A 21401-nucleotide genomic window follows, 5' to 3' on the forward strand; every position below is an offset into this window, starting at 1 on the left:
TGTTCATTTCCCGTTAACCCCGGACGGGCAATGATGGAGCGATGACCACCCCGCCCCGGACACCAGAGACCGCCGCGCCTGCGAACGCCCTCCGGCGCCGCGGTCCCAACGGGCGGTTCCTCCGGCGCGAGGACCCATCCGGCACCGCCGGGGTGGCGCACGCCGACCCGACCGCCATCGAGCCGACGGAGCCCGCCTTGCCCAGCCGTACCCCTGCCGTGTCCCGGACCGAGACGATGCCGCCGGAGACCGGCGCGGACGACCCGGACGCCCGGCCCGAGCTGCCCGAGGACCGCTTCCTCAACCGGGAGCTGTCCTGGCTCGACTTCAACGCCCGCGTGCTGGCCCTCGCCGAGGACCCCGGGACGCCGCTGCTGGAACGGGCCAAGTTCCTGGCCATCTTCGCCAGCAACCTCGACGAGTTCTACATGGTGCGCGTCGCCGGGCTGAAGCGGCGTCTCAAGGCCGGCCTGCCGATGCGCGGCGGCGACCGCAGCTCGCTGCGCAACCAGCTGGCGATGATCACCGAGCGGGCCGCCGATCTGGTCACCCGGCACGCCGCCTGCTTCGCCGAGGAGGTACGCCCCAAGCTGCAGGCCGAGGGCATCGAGCTGGTCAGCTGGGCCGAGCTGGACGCGCCCGAGCGGGAGCGGCTGCGGACGTACTTCCGCGAGCAGGTCTTCCCCGTTCTGACGCCGCTGGCCGTGGACCCCGCGCACCCGTTCCCGTACATCTCCAGCCGTTCGCTGAATCTCGCGGTGGTGCTGCGCGACCCCGCCGACAAGAGCGGTGAGCTGTTCGCCCGGATCAAGGTGCCCAACAACGTGCCGCGGTTCGTGACGGTGCAGAACGACAGCCGCGGCGTGCGTTTCCTGCCCGTCGAGGAGCTCATCGCCGTACACCTGGATCAGCTCTTCTCCGGCATGCAGATGCTGGAGTGGCACCTGTTCCGGGTGACCCGCAACGCCGAGGTGGAGGTCGACGAGGATCGCGACGAGGATCTGTTGCAGGCCCTCGAACGCGAGCTGGCGCAGCGCCGGTTCGGCCCGCCGGTCCGCCTCGAGGTGGCCGCGTCGATCAGCGACCACGTGCTCGACCTGCTCACCCGCGAGCTCGACATGAGCGACGAGGACGTGCTGCGGGTGCCGGGGCTGCTGGACCTGTCCGCGCTGTGGCAGGTCTTCGGCGACGTGGACCGCGACGACCTCAAGGACCGGCCGTTCGTCCCGGCCACCCACCCGCAGCTGGCCGACGGTGAAGTGCCGCGCAGCGTCTTCAACCGGCTGCGCGAGTGCGACATCCTCGTGCACCACCCGTACCACTCGTTCTCGACGAGCGTGCAGCGCTTCATCGAGCAGGCCGCGGCGGACCCGAACGTGCTCGCGATCAAGCAGACGCTGTACCGCACCAGCGGCGACTCCCCCATCGTCGACGCGCTCGTCGACGCGGCCGCCGCCGGCAAGCAGGTGGTGGTGCTGGTCGAGGTCAAGGCGCGCTTCGACGAGGTGGCCAACATCGGCTGGGCGCGCACGCTGGAACGTGCCGGCTGCCACGTGGTCTACGGGCTCGTCGGGCTCAAGACGCACTGCAAGACCGCCCTGGTCGTACGCCAGGAGGGCCACCAGATCCGCCGCTACTGCCACATCGGCACGGGCAACTACCACCCCAAGACCGCGCGACTGTACGAGGACTTCGGCATGCTGACCGCCGACCCGGAGATCGGCGCGGACGTCACGGACCTGTTCAACGTGCTCACCGGGTACAGCCGGCAGACCGCGTTCCGCCGCCTGCTCGTGGCGCCGCACGGGGTCCGCAGGGGGCTGATCGAGCGGATCGACGAGCAGGCCCGGATCGCCCGGGCCGGCGGCGACGCCCTGGTGCAGTTCAAGGTGAACTCGCTCGTCGACGAGGAGACCATCGACGCGCTTTACCGGGCCTCGCAGGACGGCGTGAAGGTCGACCTCATCATCCGCGGCATGTGCGCGCTGCGGCCCGGCGTGCCCGGGCTGTCGGACAACATCCGGATCCGCTCGATCGTCGGCCGCTTCCTGGAGCACTCCCGCGTCTTCCGGTTCGGTCCCGGCGACGACGCGGAGTACTGGATCGGCTCGGCCGACCTGATGCACCGCAACCTGGACCGCCGGATCGAGGCGCTGGTCCGCGTCACGCTGCCCTCGGCGCAGGACGATCTGCGCAACGTGCTGGAATTGGCCATGAGCGACGAGAGCGAGGGCTGGGACCTCGCCGGTGACGGCACCTGGCACCGGCGCGCCTCCACCCCCTCCGACCCGCACGTCCATCTGCAGGAGGCGCTGCTGCGCCGGATCATCGGCAAGGCGGTCTGACCGACGTGACGGCAACTGTGCGGGCCGCGGGCGCGGTGCTCTGGCGGCCTGCCGGCGACGGGATCGAGGTCTGCGTCGTGCACCGGCCGTACCGGTCGGACTGGAGCCTGCCCAAGGGGAAGCTGGACGGCTCCGAGCACACGCTCGCCGCCGCCGTCCGCGAGGTCTTCGAGGAGACCGGCGTACGCGCGGACCCGCAGATGCGGCTGCCCGAGGTCGCCTACACGTTGCCGGGCGGCGTACCGAAGACGGTGGACTTCTGGTTGATGCGGGCGGGCGACGGCCCGGCCGGGGAGCCGCAGGATCCCACGGAGGTCGACGCGGTGGTCTGGCTGTCGCCGGCCGAGGCGGCGGCCCGGCTGACCTACCCGGAGGACCGGCGCCTGGTCGAGCACGCCGCGGGACTGCCGCCGGTCACCGGCGTGACGGTGCTGGTCCGGCACGCCCACGCCGGCAAGCGCAAGGACTTCGACGGCCCGGACGCGCTGCGCCCGATCGACGACCGCGGGCGCGCGCAGGCCGAGACCGTCGGTGTCGCGGCCGCGCAGTTCTCGCCCCGGCGGCTCGTGTCGGCCACACCGCTGCGCTGCCGGCAGACGCTGGAGCCGCTGGCCCGGCGGCTGGGTCTGCCGATCGTCATGGACTCGGCCTTCGCCGAGCCGGGCGAGGCCGACGAGATCCCGGCGCGGGTGAAGGTGGCCGCGGCCCGGCTGGCCGAGTTGCGTGACGGCGACCGGGTCGCGATCTGCAGTCAGGGCAAGGTGATCCCGGGGCTGCTCGCGAGCCTGGACGGCGACGGCGACCCGGCGGACTACCGGACGCCCAAGGGCAGCGGCTGGGTGCTCACCTGGTCGGGCGACCGGCTCGCGGCGCTGAGCCGGATCTGACCCGCGCGCCCGTGCCGGACCGGCGCGGCGAGGGCGGCGGCAGGGCATCCGCACGCCAGTAACCGATCAGGTCGCCGGTGAGCCAGCGGGCCCGCCACAGCTCGTCCTCCCGGGGCTCCCAGTCCCGCAACGGCAGCAGCGCGATCCGCCACGAGAGCACGCTGATCAGATACCAGCCGTAGAACGGGATCGCGCCCAGCACGGCGTCGCGGCGGCGGTAGGAGCCGTACGGCGCCAGCCCGTACACGGCGGCGCCGGACAGCAGGCACGTGACGGTCCAGTCGAGCAGGGACAGGCCGGTCCAGCGCTCGGCGGCGTCCCCCAGCGCCCACGCCGGCAGCACGGCGCCCGCGAAGACGCCGGCGGCGATCAGCGATCGGCTGACGAGACCCCGGGGCCGGACGGCGGCCCGGGACGGGGCCCCGCTCCCGGCCGGGGCTGATCTGCGGTCCATGCAGCGGACCGTAGGCTCAGCGGCCGTCGTGGCGCCGCGACACGCAAAAGGCGTCCACCGTACGGGTGGACGCCTTTCGTCTCGTCAGCGTGCCGCTGAGCGGGTGCGTCAGCGGGTCTTGCGGGCCGCCGCGGTCCGCGCGGTGGTGGCCTTGGTGGCCGGCGTGGACTTGGTGGCCGCGGTGGTCTTGCGGGCGGTGGCCTTCGCCGGGGCCGACTTGGTGGCCGCGGCAGCCGTCTTCTTCGCCGCGGCCGACTTGGTCGCGGTGGCCTTCGTGGCGGTCGCCTTCGTCGCCGTCGCCTTGGTAGCCGTGGTCTTCTTCGCCGCCGCCGTCTTGGTCGCCGCCGACTTCGCCGGGGCCGCCTTGGTGGCCGTGGTCTTCTTGGCCGCCGCCGTCTTGGTCGCCGCCGACTTGGCCGGAGTGGCCTTGGTGGCGGTGGCCTTGGTGGCGGTGGCCTTGGTGGCCGTGGCCTTGGTGGCCGTGGTCTTCTTGGCCGCCGCCGTCTTGGTCGCCGTCGACTTGGCCGGAGTGGCCTTGGCGGCGGTGGCCTTGGTGGCGGTCGTCTTCTTGGCCGCCGCCGTCTTGGTGGCGGTGGCCTTCGCCGGGGCCGCCTTGGTAGCAGTGGACTTCGCCGCCGCGGTGGTCTTCTTGGCGGCGGCGGCCTTGGCCACCTTGCCGCTCGCGACCATCTCCCGGAAACCCGTGCCGGGCTTGAAAGCGGGGACGGACGTCTTCTTCACCTTGACTGGTTCGCCGGTGCGCGGATTCCGCGCGGTGCGCGCATTTCGCGCCCGCTTCTCGAAGACGCCGAAACCGGTGATGGCAACGCGGTCGCCCTTGGTCACGGCTGTCTGCACCTCGCTGATGACTGCATCCAGCGCCGCTGTGGCCGTCTTCCGGTCCCCCAGTCGGGCGGCGAGCGCCTCGATGAGCTCGGCCTTGTTCACGGTTTTCCTCCCGAACGTGAGAACTGAGGCTCGCTGACGACCTGTTCTGATGTGCGTGCCGCGTATGCCGTGCGGTCCCGCTGTCGCCGAACAAGCCTCACTGGCCCAATGCGAGCCATTCTGCGCGCACCGTATGCCCTCTGACCAGCAGACACAAACATTCGCCCGAAAAAAATCCGTTGTGTCGCAACGAATTCGCCCCCACCGGGGACCCGGTGGGGGCGAAAAAGCCTGTGCCGACTGGGATTCGCGGCCTCAGGCGACGACCGGCTTGAAAGCCGGGCGGTCCTTCTCGTACGCCGTCACGGCGTCCTCGTGGCGCAGGGTCAGTCCGATGTCGTCGAGGCCCTCCATGAGGCGCCAGCGGCTGAAATCGTCGATCGGGAAGCTCCACGCGGCGTCGTCCACGCGCACCTGACGGGCGCCCAGGTCCACGGTGATCTGCTTCTCCGGCTCGCTCTCGGCCAGGTCCCAGAGCGCCTCGACGGCCTTCTGGTCCAGCTGCACCGGCAGCAGGCCCTCCTTGAGGGCGTTGCCGCGGAAGATGTCGCCGAACCGGGCGGCGATGACGACCTTGAAACCCCAGTCCCGCAGGGCCCACACGGCGTGCTGCCGCGAGGAGCCGGTGCCGAAGTTCGGGCCGGCGACCAGGATGGTCGCCCCGGCGTGGGCCGGGTTGTTGAGCACGAACGACGGGTCGTCGCGCCAGGCGCTGAACAGCCCGTCCTCGAAGCCGGTCCGGGTGACCCGCTTCAGGTAGACCGCCGGGATGATCTGGTCGGTGTCCACATCGGAGCGCCGCAGCGGCATGACCTTGCCGGCGTGGGTGGTGAACTTGTCCATGGCTGGTCTCCGTCTCTACAGATCGGCCGGGGCGGCCAGCTTGCCGGCCACGGCGGTGGCGGCGGCGACCTCGGGCGATACCAGGTGGGTACGCCCGCCCTTGCCCTGCCGGCCCTCGAAGTTGCGGTTGGACGTGGAGGCGGCGCGCTGGCCGGGGCTCAGCGTGTCGGGGTTCATGCCCAGGCACATGGAGCAGCCGGCGAAGCGCCACTCGGCGCCCGCATCCAGGAAGATCTTGTCGAGGCCCTCCTGCTCCGCCTGCTCGCGCACCTGGTACGACCCCGGCACGATCATCATCCGGACGCCGTCGTGCACCTTGCGGCCGCGGATCACCTCGGCCGCGGCGCGCAGGTCCTCGAGGCGCCCGTTGGTACAGGAGCCGACGAAGACCACGTCCACGGGTACGTCCTTGAGCGGCGTACCGGCCTGCAGGCCCATGTACTCCAGCGCGCGGCGGGCGGCGTTGCGCTCCGTCTCCTCGACGAACTCCTCCGGGTCCGGCACGACGTCGTCGAGCGCGGCGCCCTGGCCCGGGTTGGTGCCCCACGTGACGAACGGGCTGATCGCCGCCGCGTCGAGGATCACCTCGGTGTCGTACTCGGCGCCCTCGTCGGTGGCCAGCGACCGCCAGTACTCCACCGCGGCGTCCCAGTCGGCGCCCTCGGGCGCGTGCTCGCGGCCCTTCAGGTACGCGAACGTGGTGTCGTCCGGCGCGATCATCCCGGCCTTGGCGCCCCACTCGATCGACATGTTGCAGATGGTCATCCGGCCCTCCATGGAGAGCTTGCGGATGGCCTCGCCCCGGTACTCGACGATGTGGCCGTTGCCGCCGCCGGTGCCGACCTGGGCGATCAGCGCGAGGATCAGGTCCTTCGCGGAGACGCCCGGCCGCAGGTCGCCGACGACCGTCACGGCCATCGTCTTCGGCTTCGGCTGCGGCAGCGTCTGGGTGGCGAGGACGTGCTCCACCTCGCTGGTGCCGATGCCGAAGGCCAGCGCGCCGAACGCGCCGTGGGTCGCGGTGTGCGAGTCGCCGCAGACGATCGTCATGCCCGGCTGGGTGAGCCCCAGCTGCGGGCCGATGACGTGCACGATGCCCTGCTGGGCGTCGCCGAGCGAGCGGATCTGCACGCCGAACTCGGCGCAGTTCTTGCGCAGCGTCTCGATCTGGGTGCGCGAGGTCGTGTCGGCGATCGTCAGCAGGTCGCCGCGGCGGGTGTTGAACGAGGGGTCCGCGTACCCGGTCGGGGTGTTGTGGTCCTCGGTAGCGAGCGTGAGATCGGTACGCCGCACCCGGCGGCCCGCCAGGCGCAGCCCGTCGAAGGCCTGCGGGCTGGTGACCTCGTGAAGCAGGTGCAGGTCGATGTAGAGCAGATCGGGCTCGCCCTCGGCGCTGCGCACGACATGGTCGTCCCAGACCTTCTCGGCCAGGGTCCTCGGCGTAGTGACTCCCACCATCTGGACATCCTAAATTCTGGGAGGTATGTTTCGGCTTGTGGGACACAGTATGAGCGGTGTCGGCGTTCTCGACAAGGCGGTCGTCATCTTGGCGGCCTGCGTCGACGGCGCCAGCCTGGCCGAACTCGTCGACCGCACGAAGCTGCCCCGGGCCACCGCGCACCGGCTCGCCCAGGCGCTGGAGATCCACCGGATGCTGGTCCGGGACACCCAGGGCCGCTGGCGCCCGGGCCCCCGCCTCGGCGAGCTCGCCAACGCGGCGCCCGACGTGCTGCTGACCGCGGCGGAACCGCTGCTGTCCGCGCTGCGCGACGCCACCGGCGAGAGCGCCCAGCTCTACCTGCGCCGCGCCGACGAGCGCATCTGCGTGGCGGCCGCGGAGCGCGCCAGCGGCCTGCGCGACACGGTCCCGGTCGGCTCGGTCCTGCCGATGGTGGCCGGGTCCGCGGCCCAGATCCTGCTCGCCTGGGAACCACCGGAAGCGGTCATGCCACTGCTGCCCCGCTGCAAGTTCACGGGCCGCACGCTGGCCGAGGTCCGCCGCCGCGGATGGGCGCAGAGCGTTGCCGAACGCGAGCCCGGTGTGGCCAGCGTCTCGGCCCCGATCCGGGACCGTACGGGCCGGGTCATCGCGGCCATCTCGATAAGCGGTCCGATCGAGCGGCTGGGCCGGCGCCCCGGCGAACGGCACGCGATGGCCGTGGTCCGGGCCGGGCAGCGGCTGAGCGGGCTGTAGGGCGCGCTTTCCCGCTTCGTCGCAGTCCGCCTGCCGTCGAGGCTCGGCAAAGCCGTGCCGTCGGCGCTCTGTCGCGGGGGTCCGTCACGGTTTGCTGTCACGGCTCCCAGACGGCGTTGTCGTGGGCGAAGACGACGCGGGCCGGGTCGAACTCGAGCAGCCGGTCGATCCACGCCGGCGCGACCGGAAGCGGATCCTCCACGCTCTCCTCGCCGGCACGCCGGGCCAGGACGTCATGGGTGAAGGCGGTGGCGTGGTCGTGGCTCTGCCCGGCGACGATCACTGTGCCGTCGGAGCGGCGTACGACCACCGACTGGTGGCCCGCGGTGTGTCCGGGGGTGGGCACGATCACGACGCCGGGCAGCACCTCGGCCTCGCCGTCGAGCTCGACGTAGCTGACGCCCGGGGGGTCGACCAGCCAGGGCAGGGTGTGGCCCTCGACCGTACGCGCGACCTGAAGCTCGGCCCGCTGGGTGAAGACCGGGCGGCCGGCGAGGTCCGGATTCCCACCGCTGTGGTCGAAGTGCAGGTGACAGTTCACGACGTACCGGATGTCGGTGAGCCCGGCGCCGACGGCCCGTAGCGCCTCGCTCAGCGCCACCCGGTGCGGCCGGTAGTGGGCGTCCACATCGGGATGCGAACCCATCCCGGTGTCGACGAGCAGCAGGCCGTCGGGGTGCTCCACGAGGTATCCGAGACACGGCTCGACGCGCGGAACGCCGGTGCCGGTCTCGGCGGCGGGGCGGACGAAAAAGCCGAAGTCGATGCGGCGCACAGAGGGATCGCTCACACTGACAGTGTTGCCGCCGGGACGGCCGTGCGGTTATGCCGAGCGCAGAAGCGGCGCACCGGAAGGGCCGGAAAAGCAGATCGGCCCGTGTCCGCAGACACGAGCCGATCGATGCTGGTAGTCCCGAAGGGATTCGAACCCTCGCTACCGCCTTGAGAGGGCGGCGTCCTAGGCCGCTAGACGACGGGACCAGGCCTTGCCTTTGTTGCTCTTGCCCGGATCTTTCCCGCTCCAGCAACGGTGCTGAACACTATCAGATGTCCAGCGCCGCCGATCTCGCGGGGAGACCGTAGCGCTGGGGTACCAGGACTCGAACCTAGACTAACTGAACCAGAATCAGTCGGGCTGCCAATTACCCCATACCCCATTGGTACGGCTTGCCGTACCGAGAAGGAACTCTACCTGAGCCCATGGTGCCCTCCAAATCGGGTTACCACCCCGCGTTTCCGTGACCTTGCCACTACGCACAGGTGGCCGGGTCCGGGCAGGCAGACGCCGACCGGCCCTCACGCCGTGAAGAGGTGCTTCCGGCCCCGCACCCACTCCGCGAACGTCGTCGCCGGGCGCCCGGTCACCTGCGCGACTGTCGGCACCGCCGGCTGAGGGTGCTTCGCCAGCGCCCGCATGCCGTCGGCGTACCAGGCCGCGTATTCGCCCATGTGCTTCTCCAGCTGCCTCACGTACTCGTCGTGAGGCAGGTCTACGTACGTGAGGTTCCTGCCCAGCACCTCGCCGATGATCTGCACCCGTTGCCGGCGGGTGAGGGACTCCGGGCCGGTCAGCTCGTACGACCGGCCTTCGTGGCCGTCCTCGAGCAGGCAGCGGGCCGCCACCGCCGCGATGTCCTCGAGGGCGATGGGGGCGCTGGCGGCCGATCCGTAGCTGTCGCGCACCACGTCCCCGGCTTTGATCTGGCCGGCCCAGAGGTCGGCGTTGTGCATGAACTCCCCCGGCTCGAGGTGCACGTACGGCACCCCGCACGCCTCCACCCCGTCCTCGACCGCCTGCCAGTGGTCACCCTTGGCGCCGGCCATGTCCACGATGCGCCGGACCCCCGCACGGGCCGCCATCCGGCACACCTCGACGCTCGTCTCGATCAGCGGTGCCAGATACATCCGGTCCACCCCCTCGAGGGCCGGGGCGAGCGTGCCCGGACGGCCGATGAAGCCGCGCACCGCCTCCACACCGGCAGGCAGGGCCGCCTTTCCCGGGTCGACCGTGAGCGCCCGGACGTCGGTGGCGCCCAGCGCCAGGAGTTCGTCCACGACGAGCCGGCCCACGCTGCCGGTCGCCCCCGTGACCAGGATCTTCATCGCGCTCCCTATTCTCGTATGGGCTACGGAAACCATTCCCGTAGGCTATACGAAAACTGACGGGAGCGCGATGACGGACCTCGGCGGCGGGACTGACCTCGACCGGATCCTGACCCTGCTGTGGCGGCACCGGAACCCGCCTCCGGGCGCCCGGACCGGGCGGCGGCCACGGCTGAGCGTCGACGAGGTCGTCACGGCGGGCATCGGCATCGCCGACACCGACGGGCTGGAGGCGGCGTCCATGGCGAAGGTCGCCGCGCGGCTCGGGGTGGGCACGATGACGCTGTACACGTACGTGCCGTCACGGACCGACCTGCTCGAGCTGATGGTCGATCAGGTGCTCGGCAGCCGCGAGCTGCCCGGCCCCGGCGACCCCCGGCCGCCGCACTGGCGGGACCAGATCCACCTGTACGCCGACCGCACCCTGGCCATGTTCCGCGACCATCCCTGGCTGAGCCGGATCTCGACGGTACGGCCCCCGCTGGGCCCCGGCCTCTTCCGCGAACAGGAGTACGTCCTGTCGGCGGTGGAGAACTCGGGCCTGCCGCTGCTGAAGGTCAACGAGGCCGCGGGGGCCGTCACGATGGTCGTCACGTCGGCCGCACGGCAGGAGGGCGAGAGCGTGCTGCTGCGCCGCGCCAGCGGTCAGTCCACCGACGCCTGGTGGCTGGAGCGCAGCCGCTTCTGGGAGGACTGGTTCGACGCCGGGCAGCACCCCACGATGACCCGGATCTGGGACGCCGGCGGTTTCGGCGGTGGAACGCAGGAGCAGGCCGCGGCGAGATTCGCCTGCGGCCTGCGATACGTCCTGGACGGGATCGAGCGGGAAGCGGCGGCTAGTCGAGCGTGACGACCGGGTTGCGCAGCTCGCCGATGCCCTGCACGCTCACCGACACCGTCTCCCCCGCCACGATCGGGCTGACCCCGGCCGGCGTGCCGGTGAGGATGACGTCGCCGGGCAGCAGCGTCATCACGTGGGACACGTACGAGACCAGCGTCGGCACGTCGAAGACCATGTCCTTGGTACGGCCGAGCTGGCGTACCTCCATCTCGTCGGGGTTGCGGCCCACCTCGCAGCGCACCTCGAGGTCGCTCACGTCGAGCTCGGTCTCGATCCACGGGCCGAGCGGGCAGAACGAGTCGAAGCCCTTCGCCCGGGTCCACTGCGGGTCGCTGCGCTGCAGGTCGCGGGCCGTCACGTCGTTGCCGACGGTGTAGCCGAAGATCGCCTTCTCGGCGCCGGCGCGGTCCACGCGGCGGGCGCCGGACGCGCCGATCACGACGGCGAGCTCGGCCTCGTGCTCCACCTGCTGGGTCACCGGCGGGATCCGGATCGCGTCGTTCGGGCCGATCACCGAGGTGGACGGCTTGATGAAGATCAGCGGCTCTTTGGGCACCTCGTTGCCCAGCTCCGCCGCGTGGTCGGCGTAGTTGCGCCCCACCCCGATCACCTTGCTGGAGAAGATCGGCGCGAGCAGCCGGACGTCGGCGAGCGCCCAGCGCTGGCCGGTGAAGCGGACGTTCTGGAACGGGATGCTGTCGATCTCGGCGATCGTCAGGCCCTCGCCGCCCGCCCGGGCCTCGCCCTCCACGACCCCGAAGGACACGCCACCGGCATGAACAAAACGAGCGAAACGCACGGTCAACCCCAGTCGTCGAAAGCTTGCAGGCAGGGTCGAGGCTACGCGCTGCGCGGCACCGTATCCGTGCCGAGGCGGGGGAAAGGCCGCAGCGAGAACACCACCTCGACCGGCACCTCGAAGTAGTCGCAGATCCGCAGCGCCAGGTGCAGCGACGGGCTGAACTCGCCGCGCTCGAGGTAGCCGACCGTCTGGTAGTGCACCCCCAGGGCGTCGGCGAGCTGACGCCGGGAGATGCCCCGTTCGGCGCGCAGCATCGCGATGCGGTTGTACGTGATCTCGGATGCCATGGATGTCCTACGCCGTCCGCTGCAGGGCCTTCTCGCGGCGGGCGGCCACCGCGGAGCCGGACTCCCGGCGGGCCATCCGCCGCAGGATGACCGGGGCGAGCGCCAGGCCCAGCACCGCCCACAGCGCCAGCACGCCGAACGTCTCCAGGTGCCGCCAGGAGTGGCCGAGCTCAGCCACGGTGAGGGCGTCGGGCAGGAACACGGAGCGCATGCCCAACCCTAGCCAGTAGATCGGGAACACCTGCGCGACGGCCTGCAGCCAGCCGGGCATCGCGCCGATCGGGTAGAAGATCCCGGAGACCGCGACCAGGCCGATGATCGGCATCATGATCAGGCCCATGTTGCGCGGGTTGTCGATGACCGAGCCGAAGACGGCACCGATCGGCATGGTGGCGACGAAGCCGAGCGGCACCAGCCACAGCAGGGTGAGCCAGCCGCCCACGTCGACGTGCAGGCCCTCGACGATGACCAGTCCCGGCACCAGCTGCAGCACGAAGCCGACCAGCGTCATCCCGCCGACCAGCACGATCTTGCTCACGAGATAGCCGGACATGCCGTTCGGGATCGCCTTGGCGCGCAGCAGCGTGCCGTCCTCGCGGTCGGTCACGAGCATCGTGGCCACCGTCATCAGGCCGGAGAAGGCCAGCCCCATCCCGAACGTGCTGGGAAGCGTCCGGGCGCCGAGCGAGATGTCCGTACCGGGCACGGTCGCGTGACGCATGAAGAAGACGGTGCCGGTGAGCAGCACCGCCGGGAACAGGTACGTCCACAGGTCCGTACCCGTGGTCAGGGTCTGCCGCAGCTCGATGCCGCCGCGGGCCAAGCCGGCGCGCGCGGCCGTCGCGATGCCGCTCACAGTGCCTCCTCGAAGACGGCGGCGGCCGTGGTGGCACGGCCGGCCTCGGAGTCGCGGACCAGGGTCATGTACGTGTCCTCCAGGCTGCTGCGGCGCACCTCGAGCTCGGTGACGCCGTCGCCGTGCTGCCGGAGAAGCTCGCGGACGAAGCGGGTGGCGTCCGCGGACGAGTGCACGTGCCGCGTGCCGCCCTGCGTCCAGCGGATCTCGGACTCGCCGGCGACGCGCCGGGAGAGCTGCTCGGCCGAGCCGTCGGCGATGATCCGGCCGCCGGCGAGGATGAGGATGCGGTCGGCCAGTTTCTCGGCCTCGTCCAGGTCGTGGGTGGTGAGCAGGATCGTGGTGTCGTCCACATCGGTCAGCCGGTGCACCAGGTCGTGGAACTCGCGGCGCGCGGCCGGGTCGAAGCCGACCGTCGGCTCGTCGAGGAAGAGCAGCTCGGGACGGCCCACGATGCCGATGGCGACGTCGAGCCGGCGCCGCTGACCGCCGGAGAGCTGCCCGACGCGCTTGTCCGCCTGCCCGGTGAGCCCGACCACCTGCACGAGGTCGTCGACCGGCCACGGCCTGGTGATGCCCGGCGCCGAGTACGCGGCGTAGTACGTGCCCAGGTGGCGCAGCAGCTCGCGCACCTTCCACTTGCCGTGGTCCCGCCACGACTGCAGGACCACGCCGAGCCGGGCCCGCCAGCGCTCGTCGCCGGCGGCCGGGTCGACGCCGAGGACCCGGACGTCGCCGGCGGAGCGCATCCGGAACCCCTCGAGGATCTCGATGGTGGTGGTCTTGCCCGCGCCGTTGGGCCCGAGCAGGGTCAGCACCTCGCCACGGCGGGCCGTGAACGTGACACCGTCGAGGACGTCGGTGGTGCCGTACCGCATCCGCAGGTCGCGGACGTCGAGCACGGGATCGCCGGCAGGCATGCCCGCCTCGGCTCTGAGGACCCCCGTCACTGTCGTCATGTCCGTGACACTATCAAGGATGTAGCAGGAGTACTACATTAACTCACATGCCAACTATCAGAAGCGCGGACGTGCGCATGGTCCACGTCCTCGACCGCCGGGGACGAAGTCCTCGGGCGCAGCCCCGAGTGGTTGTGCCGGGTGCGGCCGGAACTCGCGCGGGTGATTCCCGGGGCGGCGTACACCTGTTCCCCCGGGCTGGGCCACAAACGCACCCGACCAGAACGCTCCGACGAGCGTGGCGGAGCCCGTACGGACGTTCCTCACAACCGGTGAAGCCGGGGCTCGATAGGACTGGACTTGCTGGATACGCTGGTGCGATGGGGATCAGCGGACGCGTCGGCGGCAATGCCGCCAGTGCGGAACTCGCCGGGGGCGGGCATGCGCTGACCACTGTGCTGCCCAGCGTCAGCTGGATCCCGCTGGCTAGCGCCCACGCCGAACGCGCCGACGAGATGACCGCGGGGCACCGCGCACGCAAGGCCGCCGGCGAGAAGCACGCGATAGAGGACTTCCTCTACGACTACTACGGCACCCGCCCGGCTCAGCTGCGCCGCTGGCATCCCGGCGTCGGCACGGGCCTCGCCCCGGCGCCGGACGGGCTCGCCGAGCATGCGGCGTGGAAGTTCTACACCACCCGGCCCGACGGTGTGGTGACGCTGGACGTCGAGGCGTACATGCAGGCCCGCGGGGAAAGCGTCCGCTACATCCACGGTCTGCTCACCGCGACCGCTTCGCGGCCGGCCTTCTCCGGGTGCTTCGGCCTGCACGAGTGGGCCATGGTCTACCGCCAGCCGGACCACCGCCGCCACCCGCTGCCGCTGCGCCTCGGCCAGGAGGAGACCGACAAGGTCGTGGAGCAGCACCCGATCCGCTGCACCCACTTCGACGCGTTCCGCTTCTTCACTCCCGAGGCGGTCGGCCTCAACCGCCTCCAGCCGACCCGGGCCACCCAGGTCGACCTGGACCAGCCGGGTTGCCTGCACGCGGCGATGGACTGCCACAAGTGGGCGAGCAAGCTCGGCCCCGCGGTCCCGGGCGCCCTCGCCCTGGACTGCTTCGCCCTGGCCGGCGACATCCGCCTGCTCGACATGCAGGCCAGCCCCTACGACCTCAGCTCCTACGGCCACCCCCCGGTGAAAATCGAGACCCCGGAGGGCAAGGCCGAGTACGTCACCCGCCAGCGCGAGTTCGCCCGCCGAGCGGCGGCGCTTCGCGCACGCCTGATCCGGGTCTGCGAGGAGCTGCTCGGCCCGGCCCTGGCCGCGGAGAACCGCGAGGCCGTAGCACCCCACAACCTCTGACAGGTACGCCCAACGAGGCCCGACACCCGCACCACCGGGGACCACGAATCAGGGCGTCGGTCCACCTCTCCCGCGCCGGCCGAGCGGTCGGGACGCGCTGTGGACGGTCTCGGGTTCGGCCGCGTCAGTCCGTGTCGCCGCGACGGTTGCGTTTGATCTGGGCTCGGCGCTTCTTCTCGCCGATGCGGCGCTCGACCGAGCCGCGGGTGGGCTTCGTGGCGCGGCGCTGGCGGGGCGGGGCGGCGATGGCCTCGGCGACCCGCATGGCGAGGCGGGCCTCGGCGGCCTCGCGGTTGCGGAGCTGGGAGCGGTGCTCGGACGCCGTGATGGTCAGCACGCCGTCGACCAGCCGGTTGCCGAGGCGCTCGACCGCCCGGGCTTTCAAGGACGGTGACAGCACCGCGGAGCCGAGGAGGTTCCACGACAGCTCGACCCGCGAGTCGGTCGTGTTGACGCCCTGACCGCCGGGTCCGCTGGACCGCGAGAACCGCCACGACAGCTCGGCGGCCGGGATGATCAGCCGCTCGTTCACCTGGACGTCGTCGGGCACGCGGCCCAGCATCGCACCGCCGTCCGCGGACCGCCATGCGGTTTGTGATCAAGCCGGGAAGATCAAGCCGGGCGGAGAGCGGACCGATGGGGCCGGTACCGCCGATACTGGAGGCCGATACAGGGAGGTTGCGTGTCTGCTCAGCCCGCACCGGTCGCCGAGACCGGCTTTCCGTGGCCCATCGAAACCGCGCGCCTGGACAACGGTCTGCGTGTGATCGTCAGCGAGGATCACAGCGCGCCCGTGGTGTGCGTGAACCTCTGGTACGACGTCGGTTCCCGGCACGAGCCGGAAGGCCAGACCGGGTTCGCGCACCTCTTCGAGCACCTGATGTTCGAGGGCTCGCTGCACGTCGGCAAGACCGAGCACATGCGGTACGTGCAGGGGGCGGGCGGCTCGCTCAACGCCACCACTAACCCCGACCGCACCAACTACTTCGAGACCCTCCCGGTCGAGCATCTCGAGCTCGCGCTCTGGCTCGAGGCCGACCGGATGGGCGGGCTGGTGCCCGCGCTGACCCAGGAGACGCTGGACAACCAGCGCGAGGTGGTCAAGAACGAGCGGCGCCAGCGGTACGACAACGTGCCGTACGGGGACGCGTGGCTGCGCCTGCTGCCGCTGCTGTACCCACCGGGGCATCCGTACCACCACGCGACGATCGGCTCGATGGAGGACCTGAACGCGGCGGCCCTGGAGACGTTCCAGGCCTTCCACGCGCGGTACTACGCGCCGAACAACGCCGTGCTGACGGTCGCGGGCGACGTCACGCCGGCCGAGGTGTTCGCCCTGGCGGACAAGTACTTCGGGATGATCGAGCCGGTTCCGGACATCGGCCCGGGACCGCACGGGCACCTGCCGGGGCCGGCCACCGCCGCGGTCCGGCAGACCGTCACCGGCAACGTCCCCGCGCCCCGGGTCTACCTCTCGCACCGTACGCATCCGTTCGGCACGGCCGGGTACGACGCGGTCACCGTGCTCGCCGCCGTGCTGGGCAGCGGCCGCGGCAGCCGCCTGTACCAGCGGCTGGCCGACGGCGCCCGGATCGCGCAGCCGGACTACATCGGCGCGTACGGCGTCGACCTGGCCCACGCCCCCGCCCCGCTGATCGTCACCGCCACCGCGAAGGACGGGGTGGACGTGGCCACACTGGAGGAGGGTGTCGCGGAGGTGGTCGACAGCATGGCGTCCGAGCCGGTCACCGAGGCCGAGCTGGAGCGGGCCAAGGCCCTGCTGACCACGTCGTGGTGGCGGCAGATGTCCACGGTGGGCGGCCGGGCGGACACGTTGAGCCGGTACGCGACCCAGTTCGGCGACCCGGCGGCGGCCGCGTACCGGTTGCCGCAGTGGCAGGCGGTCACGGCGGACGACATCGCCGACGCCGCCCGCACCCTCAACCCGGAGTCCCGCGTCACCCTGGTCTACCTGCCCACCGAAGGGACCGAAGCATGAGCCTCGTCGCGACCCGACCCGGCCCGGGTGACGCCCGCCCGTACGCGTTCCCCGCGATCCACCGCGTCTCGGTCGCCGGCGGCGAGGTGGTGGCCGCGCACCTGCCCGGCCAGCTGCTGGCGACCGCGTCGCTGCTGCTCGACGCCGGCGCCGCCCGCGAGGCTCCGGGTCGTGAGGGCACCGCCGGTGTGCTCGCCAAGTGCCTGGAGGAGGGCACGACGACCCGGGACTCGGCGCAGTACGCGCTCGCCCTGGAGGGTCTCGGTGCGGAGCTGAACACGTCGGTGGACTGGGATTCCTTCCGCGTCGGGGTCTCCGTACCCGTGGGGTTGTTGTCCCGGGCCGTGACCCTGATGGCGGAGGCGGCCCGCACGCCGCGTCTGGACCCGGCCGATGTGGCGCGGGTCCGCGACGACGAGGCGACCGCCCTGCGGATGGACTGGGCGCAGCCCGGGCCACGGGCCGACGCGGCGCTACGCCTGGATCTGTTCGGCGTGGCCGAGCGGGTCGGCCGGCCGCTGCACGGCGATCCCGCCTCGGTGGCGGCCGTGACCGTCGAGGACGTGACCGACTTCCACGCGTCGTGGCTCAAGCGGCCGGGCGTGCTGCTGGTCGCGGGTGACCTCGAGAAGCTGGATCTGCGGGAGCTCGGCGAGGCCGCGTTCGCGGGCACCTCCGGTTCGGCGCTGACGCCCGAGGGACCGCTGCCCGTGCCGGTCGCGCCGGCGCGCCGGGTGCTGCTGGTCGACCGTCCCCGATCGGTGCAGTCGACGCTGCGGCTGGGGCACCGGGCCCCGGAACGCGCCCACCCCGACTACGTGCCGATCACGCTGGTGGCCACCGTGCTGGGCGGGGCGTTCACATCCCGGCTCAACCACCTCATCCGCGAGGTCAAGGGCTACACGTACGGCATCCGCGCGGACTTCGCGATGACCCGCCGGTTCGGCCGGTTCGGGGTCAGCTCGTCGGTGCAGACCGCCGTGACCGCCCCGGCGCTCGTCGACACGGTCGGGGAGATCACCCGCACCCGGCGGTACGGGGTCACCGAGGCGGAGCTGGAGGTCGCGCGTACGTGGCGGGCCGGCTCGCTGACCGTCGACATGCAGACGCCGGGCTCGATCGCGGGCGCGCTGGCCACCCTGGTGGTGCACGGCCTGCCGGACGACTACTACGTCACGCTGCGCCGGCGCCTGCTGGAGGCCACGGTCGACGAGGTGTCGGCGGCCGCGGCGCAGTATCTGCACCCGGAGGGGCTGACCCTGGTGATCGAAGGTGACAGCGCGCTGATCCGTGACGAGCTCACGGTGAGCGCGATCGGGGAGATCGTCGACGCTCAGGTGTGACGTAGCATGTCGGGCCGCCGTCGGCAGCGACGGCGGCCCTGCTATTGCCACGACGTGTCAGCCGGGTTTCAATGACCCACAGCGCCTCCGCGAGAGCGCTCTCACCAGCGTTGGGACCCCTGTCATGCCCACCAACCTCACCGCGTCGTCCGCCCCGTTCACCCACCACAGCCGGCCGGACCTGCCCGCCACCAGGTCCCCCGGCCCGCACCCGTCGCCCGAGGGCTCGGCCGCGGGCACCTGCGCGCCCCGGCACCTCGTCGACCGCTCGCTCGCCGAGCCCGTGGCCCGCGCCTACCACTACCTCGACGTCGTGCAGGACGCGTACGTCAAGGGCGGCGAACCGCGGCTACTGCAGAGCTACAACAACGAGAGCGAGCTGATGACGACCGCGTTCGTCTACGACAACGCGCTCGCGGCGCTCGCATACCTGGCCAATCCGACGGTCGCGAACGTGCGCCGGGCCCGGCTCATCGGCGACGCCCTGCTGTGGGTGCAGGCCAACGACGAGACGTACGCCGACGGCCGGGTGCGGCAGGCGTACGCGGCGGGCCCGATGCAGTTCTACGGCGGCGGCCCGTGCTTCCCCGGCCTCAAACGGGAGGACGGCAAGGCCGCGTTCCTGTGGCCGTTCGGCTTCGGCGGCTCCTCGACGGGCGACATGGCGTGGGTGGCGCTGGCGCTCGCCCAGCTCTTCATCGACACCCGGATCCCGAAGTACCTCGACGGCGCCGTCGCACTCGGGCTCTGGATCGCCGACCGGCGGTCGCCGTACCGCCACGGCGGCTACCACGGTGGGGTGCAGGCCGACGGGGAGACCGACCAGCAGTGGGCCTCCACCGAGCACAACATCGACGCGTACGCGCTCTTCACGCTCCTCGCCAAGCTGACCCGCGACCGGGCCTGGACGGCCCGGGCGGCCGTCGCCGGCACCTTCGTCCGCGCCATGTGGAACCGCGCCGGCGGGCATTTCTGGACCGGCACGCTCGGCGGCGACCACGAGGATCCCGAGGTGATCAACGTCGGCAACGTCCCCGAGGACGCGCAGACGTGGGCCCTGCTCGGCCTCGGCGACCACCGCTACGACGGCGCCGTCGACTGGGTCACCGCGCACCTGGCGAACACCGACGGGACTGTCTCCGGCGTGACGTACAGCAGCCAGGCGAAGGAACTCACCGGGCTGGTCTCCGGCAGCGCCCTGCCCACCCACCGGGACGCGGTGTGGCTGGAGGGCAACGGGCACGCCGCGCTCGCGCTGCTCAAGCGCGACAACCGCGGCGACACCGCCCGCGCCAAAGCGCTGCTGCACGAGATCGTGACGGCGCAGGGGACGCACGGCGGCGGGCAGACCGTCGGACGCACCAGCGACCCGCGGGACGGCCGGCTCTCCAACCCCGACGAGGGCGGCACCTGGACCGGCACCCCCCTGCCGGCCGCCTCCGGCATCGTCGCGGCGACCAGCTCCTTCGAGACCGGCTTCGGGTTCGGCTACTTCGACCGCCAGCACGTCGGCACCACGTCCTGGTTCCTGATGGCGGCGCAGAACTTCAACCCGTACGCATAGACCCTGATCAGAGCCTTACGGGCGGCCTGGATGTGACGTACGCCGGATCGCTCGGCCACGCTGGCGACGGCCGGATACCGTCGCCGCCATGACGATCACCACGTCCGCGCCCGTCGCGAAGCCCGCCCGGGTACGCCGAGCCGCCTGGCTCGTGCTGCTCTGGCTGCTCGTGCTGCCGGTCGCGGCGTGGGCGGTGCTGCGCCTCGGCGGCTGGGAACGCGGCCCACTGGTGCAGCTGTTCGCGTTCACGCCGTACGTCGCGGCCTGGTCGATCGTGCCGGTCCTGGCCGCGCTCGCCACCCGGCGCTGGCTCACCGCCGCCGTGGCCGCCGTGGCGGCCGCACTGCTGGTGACGGCGGTGCTCCCCCGCGCGCTGGCCGACTCCGACCGCGGCCCGCAGACCGGCGTCAAGCTGCACGTGATGACCTCGAACATGCTCTTCGGCAACGCCGACGCGGCGCAGATCGTCCAGCTCGTCCGGGACAACGACGTGGCCGTGCTGGCCGTGCAGGAGTTCACCCCGGCCGCGCAGAGACGCCTCGCCGACGCCGGGCTCGGGCAGCTGCTGCCCTACTCGTCGCTCGGCCCCGAATACGGCGCGAGCGGCTCGGGCCTCTACTCCCGCTTCCCGCTCACCAACCCCGGCGTCCGCGGCAACGGCGGCGGCTTCCACCAGGCGTACGGCACGATCCAGCCGCCCGGCGCGAGCCGCCTCACGGTCGAATCGGCCCACCCGCTCGCGCCGTTCGCGGTCTCGGTCCTGGACCGCTGGCGCGCCGACCTCCGCGCCGAACCCCGCGCCGACGCCAAGGACCTGCCCCGCGTCCTGCTCGGCGACTTCAACGCGACCCTCGACCACCAACCGCTACGAGATCTCATCAACAGCGGCTACCGCGACGCGGCCGACGCCACGGGCAAGGGCCTGGTCGGCACCTGGGGCCCGTACGACGGCGACCGCATCCCGCCGGTCACGATCGACCACGTCCTGGTCGACGAACGCCTGGGCGTGTCGGCGGTCGACGTGCACCGGGTCCGCGACAGCGACCACCGGGCGGTCATCGCGGAACTGATCCTCCCGCCCGCCTGACCCCGAGCAACGCCTCGACCCCCCGTGTGTACGTGTGGGCCGGGACAGCCTCCGGGTCCGTCATGAACTGCAAGCCGATGCCGATGTCCAGGGCCATGAGCAGGGCAGCTGTCTCGGCCGCCGGCAGGGGCAGGTCGTCCCCGAGCGCGCGGACCTCCCGGGCGTGGTGCTCGCGCACGGCTCGCAGCCAGTCCCGCAGGGCGCCGCGATGCCCTTCGTCGCGCATCCCGAAGAGCCACAACTCGACGAAGGCCATGGCGAATCGCCGCGTCTCCGGCCTCGGCACGTTGGACTCGTAGCTGTCGGCGAGTGTGTCGATCCACGACCGCAATGACGGGCGCTCGGGCACCGGTTCGTCATCGTCGAGTTTTCGCTGCAGGAGCGCCGCGATCAGGTCCTTCTTGCCGCCGAAGTTGGCGTAGACGGCGCCCTTGGTCAGGCCGGCCGCCGCGGCGATCTGGTCGAGCGACGTCTGATGGATGCCCCGCTCGGCGAACAACTCCTCAGCGCTGTCCAGCAACCGCTGGACCGTGCGCTCGCGCTGCTGGGCGCGGGTCAGCCGCTCTGTCATGCCGCCACCTTAGC

21 protein-coding genes and 2 tRNA genes are annotated in these 21401 nt (G+C 71.7%); 9 read left to right on the forward strand and 14 right to left on the reverse strand.

Features of this window, described 5'->3' with window-relative positions:
• The first annotated feature begins 41 nt into the window (after positions 1 to 41).
• On the forward strand, positions 42 to 2345 hold the full coding sequence (locus AB0K03_RS38465) for an RNA degradosome polyphosphate kinase (protein ID WP_364696184.1): 2304 nt from the start codon (positions 42 to 44) through the stop codon (positions 2343 to 2345).
• 5 nt (positions 2346 to 2350) lie between these two features.
• On the forward strand, positions 2351 to 3232 hold the full coding sequence (locus AB0K03_RS38470) for an NUDIX hydrolase (protein ID WP_364696187.1): 882 nt from the start codon (positions 2351 to 2353) through the stop codon (positions 3230 to 3232).
• On the opposite strand, the gene AB0K03_RS38475 is transcribed toward AB0K03_RS38470, so the two are convergent.
• The 4 genes from AB0K03_RS38475 to leuC form a co-directional block, all read right to left on the reverse strand.
• Entirely contained in the window at positions 3189 to 3686 is a 498-nt protein-coding gene (locus AB0K03_RS38475; protein WP_364696190.1) for a hypothetical protein, read from the reverse strand. The two genes, AB0K03_RS38470 and AB0K03_RS38475, sit on opposite strands and share 44 nt — an antisense overlap.
• A 108-nt stretch (positions 3687 to 3794) precedes the next feature.
• On the reverse strand, positions 3795 to 4634 hold the full coding sequence (locus AB0K03_RS38480) for an HU family DNA-binding protein (protein WP_364696193.1): 840 nt from the start codon (positions 4632 to 4634) through the stop codon (positions 3795 to 3797).
• A gap of 255 nt (positions 4635 to 4889) precedes the next feature.
• Entirely contained in the window at positions 4890 to 5477 is a 588-nt protein-coding gene (gene leuD / locus AB0K03_RS38485) for a 3-isopropylmalate dehydratase small subunit (protein ID WP_364696196.1), read from the reverse strand.
• 15 nt (positions 5478 to 5492) lie between these two features.
• Complete coding sequence (gene leuC, locus AB0K03_RS38490; protein WP_364696199.1) at positions 5493 to 6935, reverse strand: 3-isopropylmalate dehydratase large subunit; 1443 nt, start codon at positions 6933 to 6935, stop codon at positions 5493 to 5495.
• 49 nt (positions 6936 to 6984) lie between these two features.
• On the opposite strand from leuC, the gene AB0K03_RS38495 reads away from it, so the two are divergent.
• Complete coding sequence (locus tag AB0K03_RS38495) at positions 6985 to 7671, forward strand: IclR family transcriptional regulator (protein WP_127497394.1); 687 nt, start codon at positions 6985 to 6987, stop codon at positions 7669 to 7671.
• Between the two features lie 97 nt (positions 7672 to 7768).
• Here AB0K03_RS38495 and AB0K03_RS38500 read toward each other — a convergent pair whose 3' ends face one another.
• From AB0K03_RS38500 to AB0K03_RS38515, 4 genes are all read right to left on the reverse strand, one after another.
• Positions 7769 to 8461 carry an N-acyl homoserine lactonase family protein gene (locus AB0K03_RS38500; protein ID WP_364696203.1) on the reverse strand — a complete coding sequence of 231 codons (693 nt, stop codon included), beginning with the start codon at positions 8459 to 8461 and terminating at the stop codon, positions 7769 to 7771.
• A 115-nt stretch (positions 8462 to 8576) separates the two neighbouring features.
• Positions 8577 to 8652 (reverse strand) — tRNA-Glu (locus tag AB0K03_RS38505).
• Between the two features lie 104 nt (positions 8653 to 8756).
• Positions 8757 to 8828 (reverse strand) — tRNA-Gln (locus AB0K03_RS38510).
• 139 nt (positions 8829 to 8967) lie between these two features.
• On the reverse strand, positions 8968 to 9774 hold the full coding sequence (locus AB0K03_RS38515; protein ID WP_364696206.1) for an NAD(P)H-binding protein: 807 nt from the start codon (positions 9772 to 9774) through the stop codon (positions 8968 to 8970).
• 70 nt (positions 9775 to 9844) lie between these two features.
• On the opposite strand from AB0K03_RS38515, the gene AB0K03_RS38520 reads away from it, so the two are divergent.
• Positions 9845 to 10624 (forward strand): TetR/AcrR family transcriptional regulator C-terminal domain-containing protein, encoded by a 780-nt coding sequence (locus AB0K03_RS38520; protein WP_364696209.1) that lies wholly within the window; start codon positions 9845 to 9847, stop codon positions 10622 to 10624.
• On the opposite strand, the gene AB0K03_RS38525 is transcribed toward AB0K03_RS38520, so the two are convergent.
• Genes AB0K03_RS38525 through AB0K03_RS38540 form a run of 4 tightly spaced genes read right to left on the reverse strand, consistent with a single transcriptional unit; the run spans position 10611 to position 13519 of the window.
• A complete protein-coding gene (locus AB0K03_RS38525) occupies positions 10611 to 11414 on the reverse strand; it encodes a fumarylacetoacetate hydrolase family protein (RefSeq protein ID WP_364696212.1) in 804 nt (267 codons plus the stop codon). The genes AB0K03_RS38520 and AB0K03_RS38525 overlap by 14 nt on opposite strands.
• A 41-nt stretch (positions 11415 to 11455) precedes the next feature.
• Positions 11456 to 11704, reverse strand: a complete 249-nt coding sequence (locus AB0K03_RS38530; protein ID WP_249611406.1) for a helix-turn-helix transcriptional regulator — start codon at positions 11702 to 11704, stop codon at positions 11456 to 11458.
• 7 nt (positions 11705 to 11711) lie between these two features.
• A complete protein-coding gene (locus tag AB0K03_RS38535; RefSeq protein WP_364696215.1) occupies positions 11712 to 12560 on the reverse strand; it encodes an ABC transporter permease in 849 nt (282 codons plus the stop codon).
• On the reverse strand, positions 12557 to 13519 hold the full coding sequence (locus tag AB0K03_RS38540) for an ABC transporter ATP-binding protein (protein ID WP_364696218.1): 963 nt from the start codon (positions 13517 to 13519) through the stop codon (positions 12557 to 12559). The genes AB0K03_RS38535 and AB0K03_RS38540 overlap by 4 nt, the downstream gene beginning before the upstream one ends.
• Before the next feature lie 320 nt (positions 13520 to 13839).
• Here AB0K03_RS38540 and AB0K03_RS38545 point away from each other — a divergent pair, with 320 nt between their 5' ends.
• Entirely contained in the window at positions 13840 to 14823 is a 984-nt protein-coding gene (locus AB0K03_RS38545) for a 3-methyladenine DNA glycosylase (protein ID WP_364696221.1), read from the forward strand.
• A gap of 124 nt (positions 14824 to 14947) precedes the next feature.
• Here the strand turns inward: AB0K03_RS38545 and arfB are convergent, their stop codons facing one another.
• Positions 14948 to 15373, reverse strand: a complete 426-nt coding sequence (gene arfB / locus AB0K03_RS38550) for an alternative ribosome rescue aminoacyl-tRNA hydrolase ArfB (RefSeq protein ID WP_364696223.1) — start codon at positions 15371 to 15373, stop codon at positions 14948 to 14950.
• 132 nt (positions 15374 to 15505) lie between these two features.
• On the opposite strand from arfB, the gene AB0K03_RS38555 reads away from it, so the two are divergent.
• The 4 genes from AB0K03_RS38555 to AB0K03_RS38570 all read left to right on the forward strand — a co-directional run bounded on the left by AB0K03_RS38555 (position 15506) and on the right by AB0K03_RS38570 (position 20816).
• Complete coding sequence (locus AB0K03_RS38555) at positions 15506 to 16822, forward strand: pitrilysin family protein (RefSeq protein ID WP_364696226.1); 1317 nt, start codon at positions 15506 to 15508, stop codon at positions 16820 to 16822.
• Positions 16819 to 18165, forward strand: a complete 1347-nt coding sequence (locus AB0K03_RS38560; RefSeq protein ID WP_364696229.1) for a pitrilysin family protein — start codon at positions 16819 to 16821, stop codon at positions 18163 to 18165. The genes AB0K03_RS38555 and AB0K03_RS38560 overlap by 4 nt, the downstream gene beginning before the upstream one ends.
• 124 nt (positions 18166 to 18289) lie before the next feature.
• Positions 18290 to 19729 (forward strand): hypothetical protein, encoded by a 1440-nt coding sequence (locus AB0K03_RS38565; RefSeq protein ID WP_364696232.1) that lies wholly within the window; start codon positions 18290 to 18292, stop codon positions 19727 to 19729.
• 88 nt (positions 19730 to 19817) lie between these two features.
• A complete protein-coding gene (locus tag AB0K03_RS38570) occupies positions 19818 to 20816 on the forward strand; it encodes an endonuclease/exonuclease/phosphatase family protein (protein WP_364696235.1) in 999 nt (332 codons plus the stop codon).
• Here AB0K03_RS38570 and AB0K03_RS38575 read toward each other — a convergent pair.
• On the reverse strand, positions 20785 to 21387 hold the full coding sequence (locus tag AB0K03_RS38575; RefSeq protein WP_364696238.1) for a TetR/AcrR family transcriptional regulator: 603 nt from the start codon (positions 21385 to 21387) through the stop codon (positions 20785 to 20787). The genes AB0K03_RS38570 and AB0K03_RS38575 overlap by 32 nt on opposite strands.
• Between the last annotated feature and the right edge of the window lie 14 nt (positions 21388 to 21401).

This window comes from Actinoplanes sp. NPDC049316, from assembly GCF_040677315.1.
GTDB lineage: Bacteria > Actinomycetota > Actinomycetes > Mycobacteriales > Micromonosporaceae > Actinoplanes.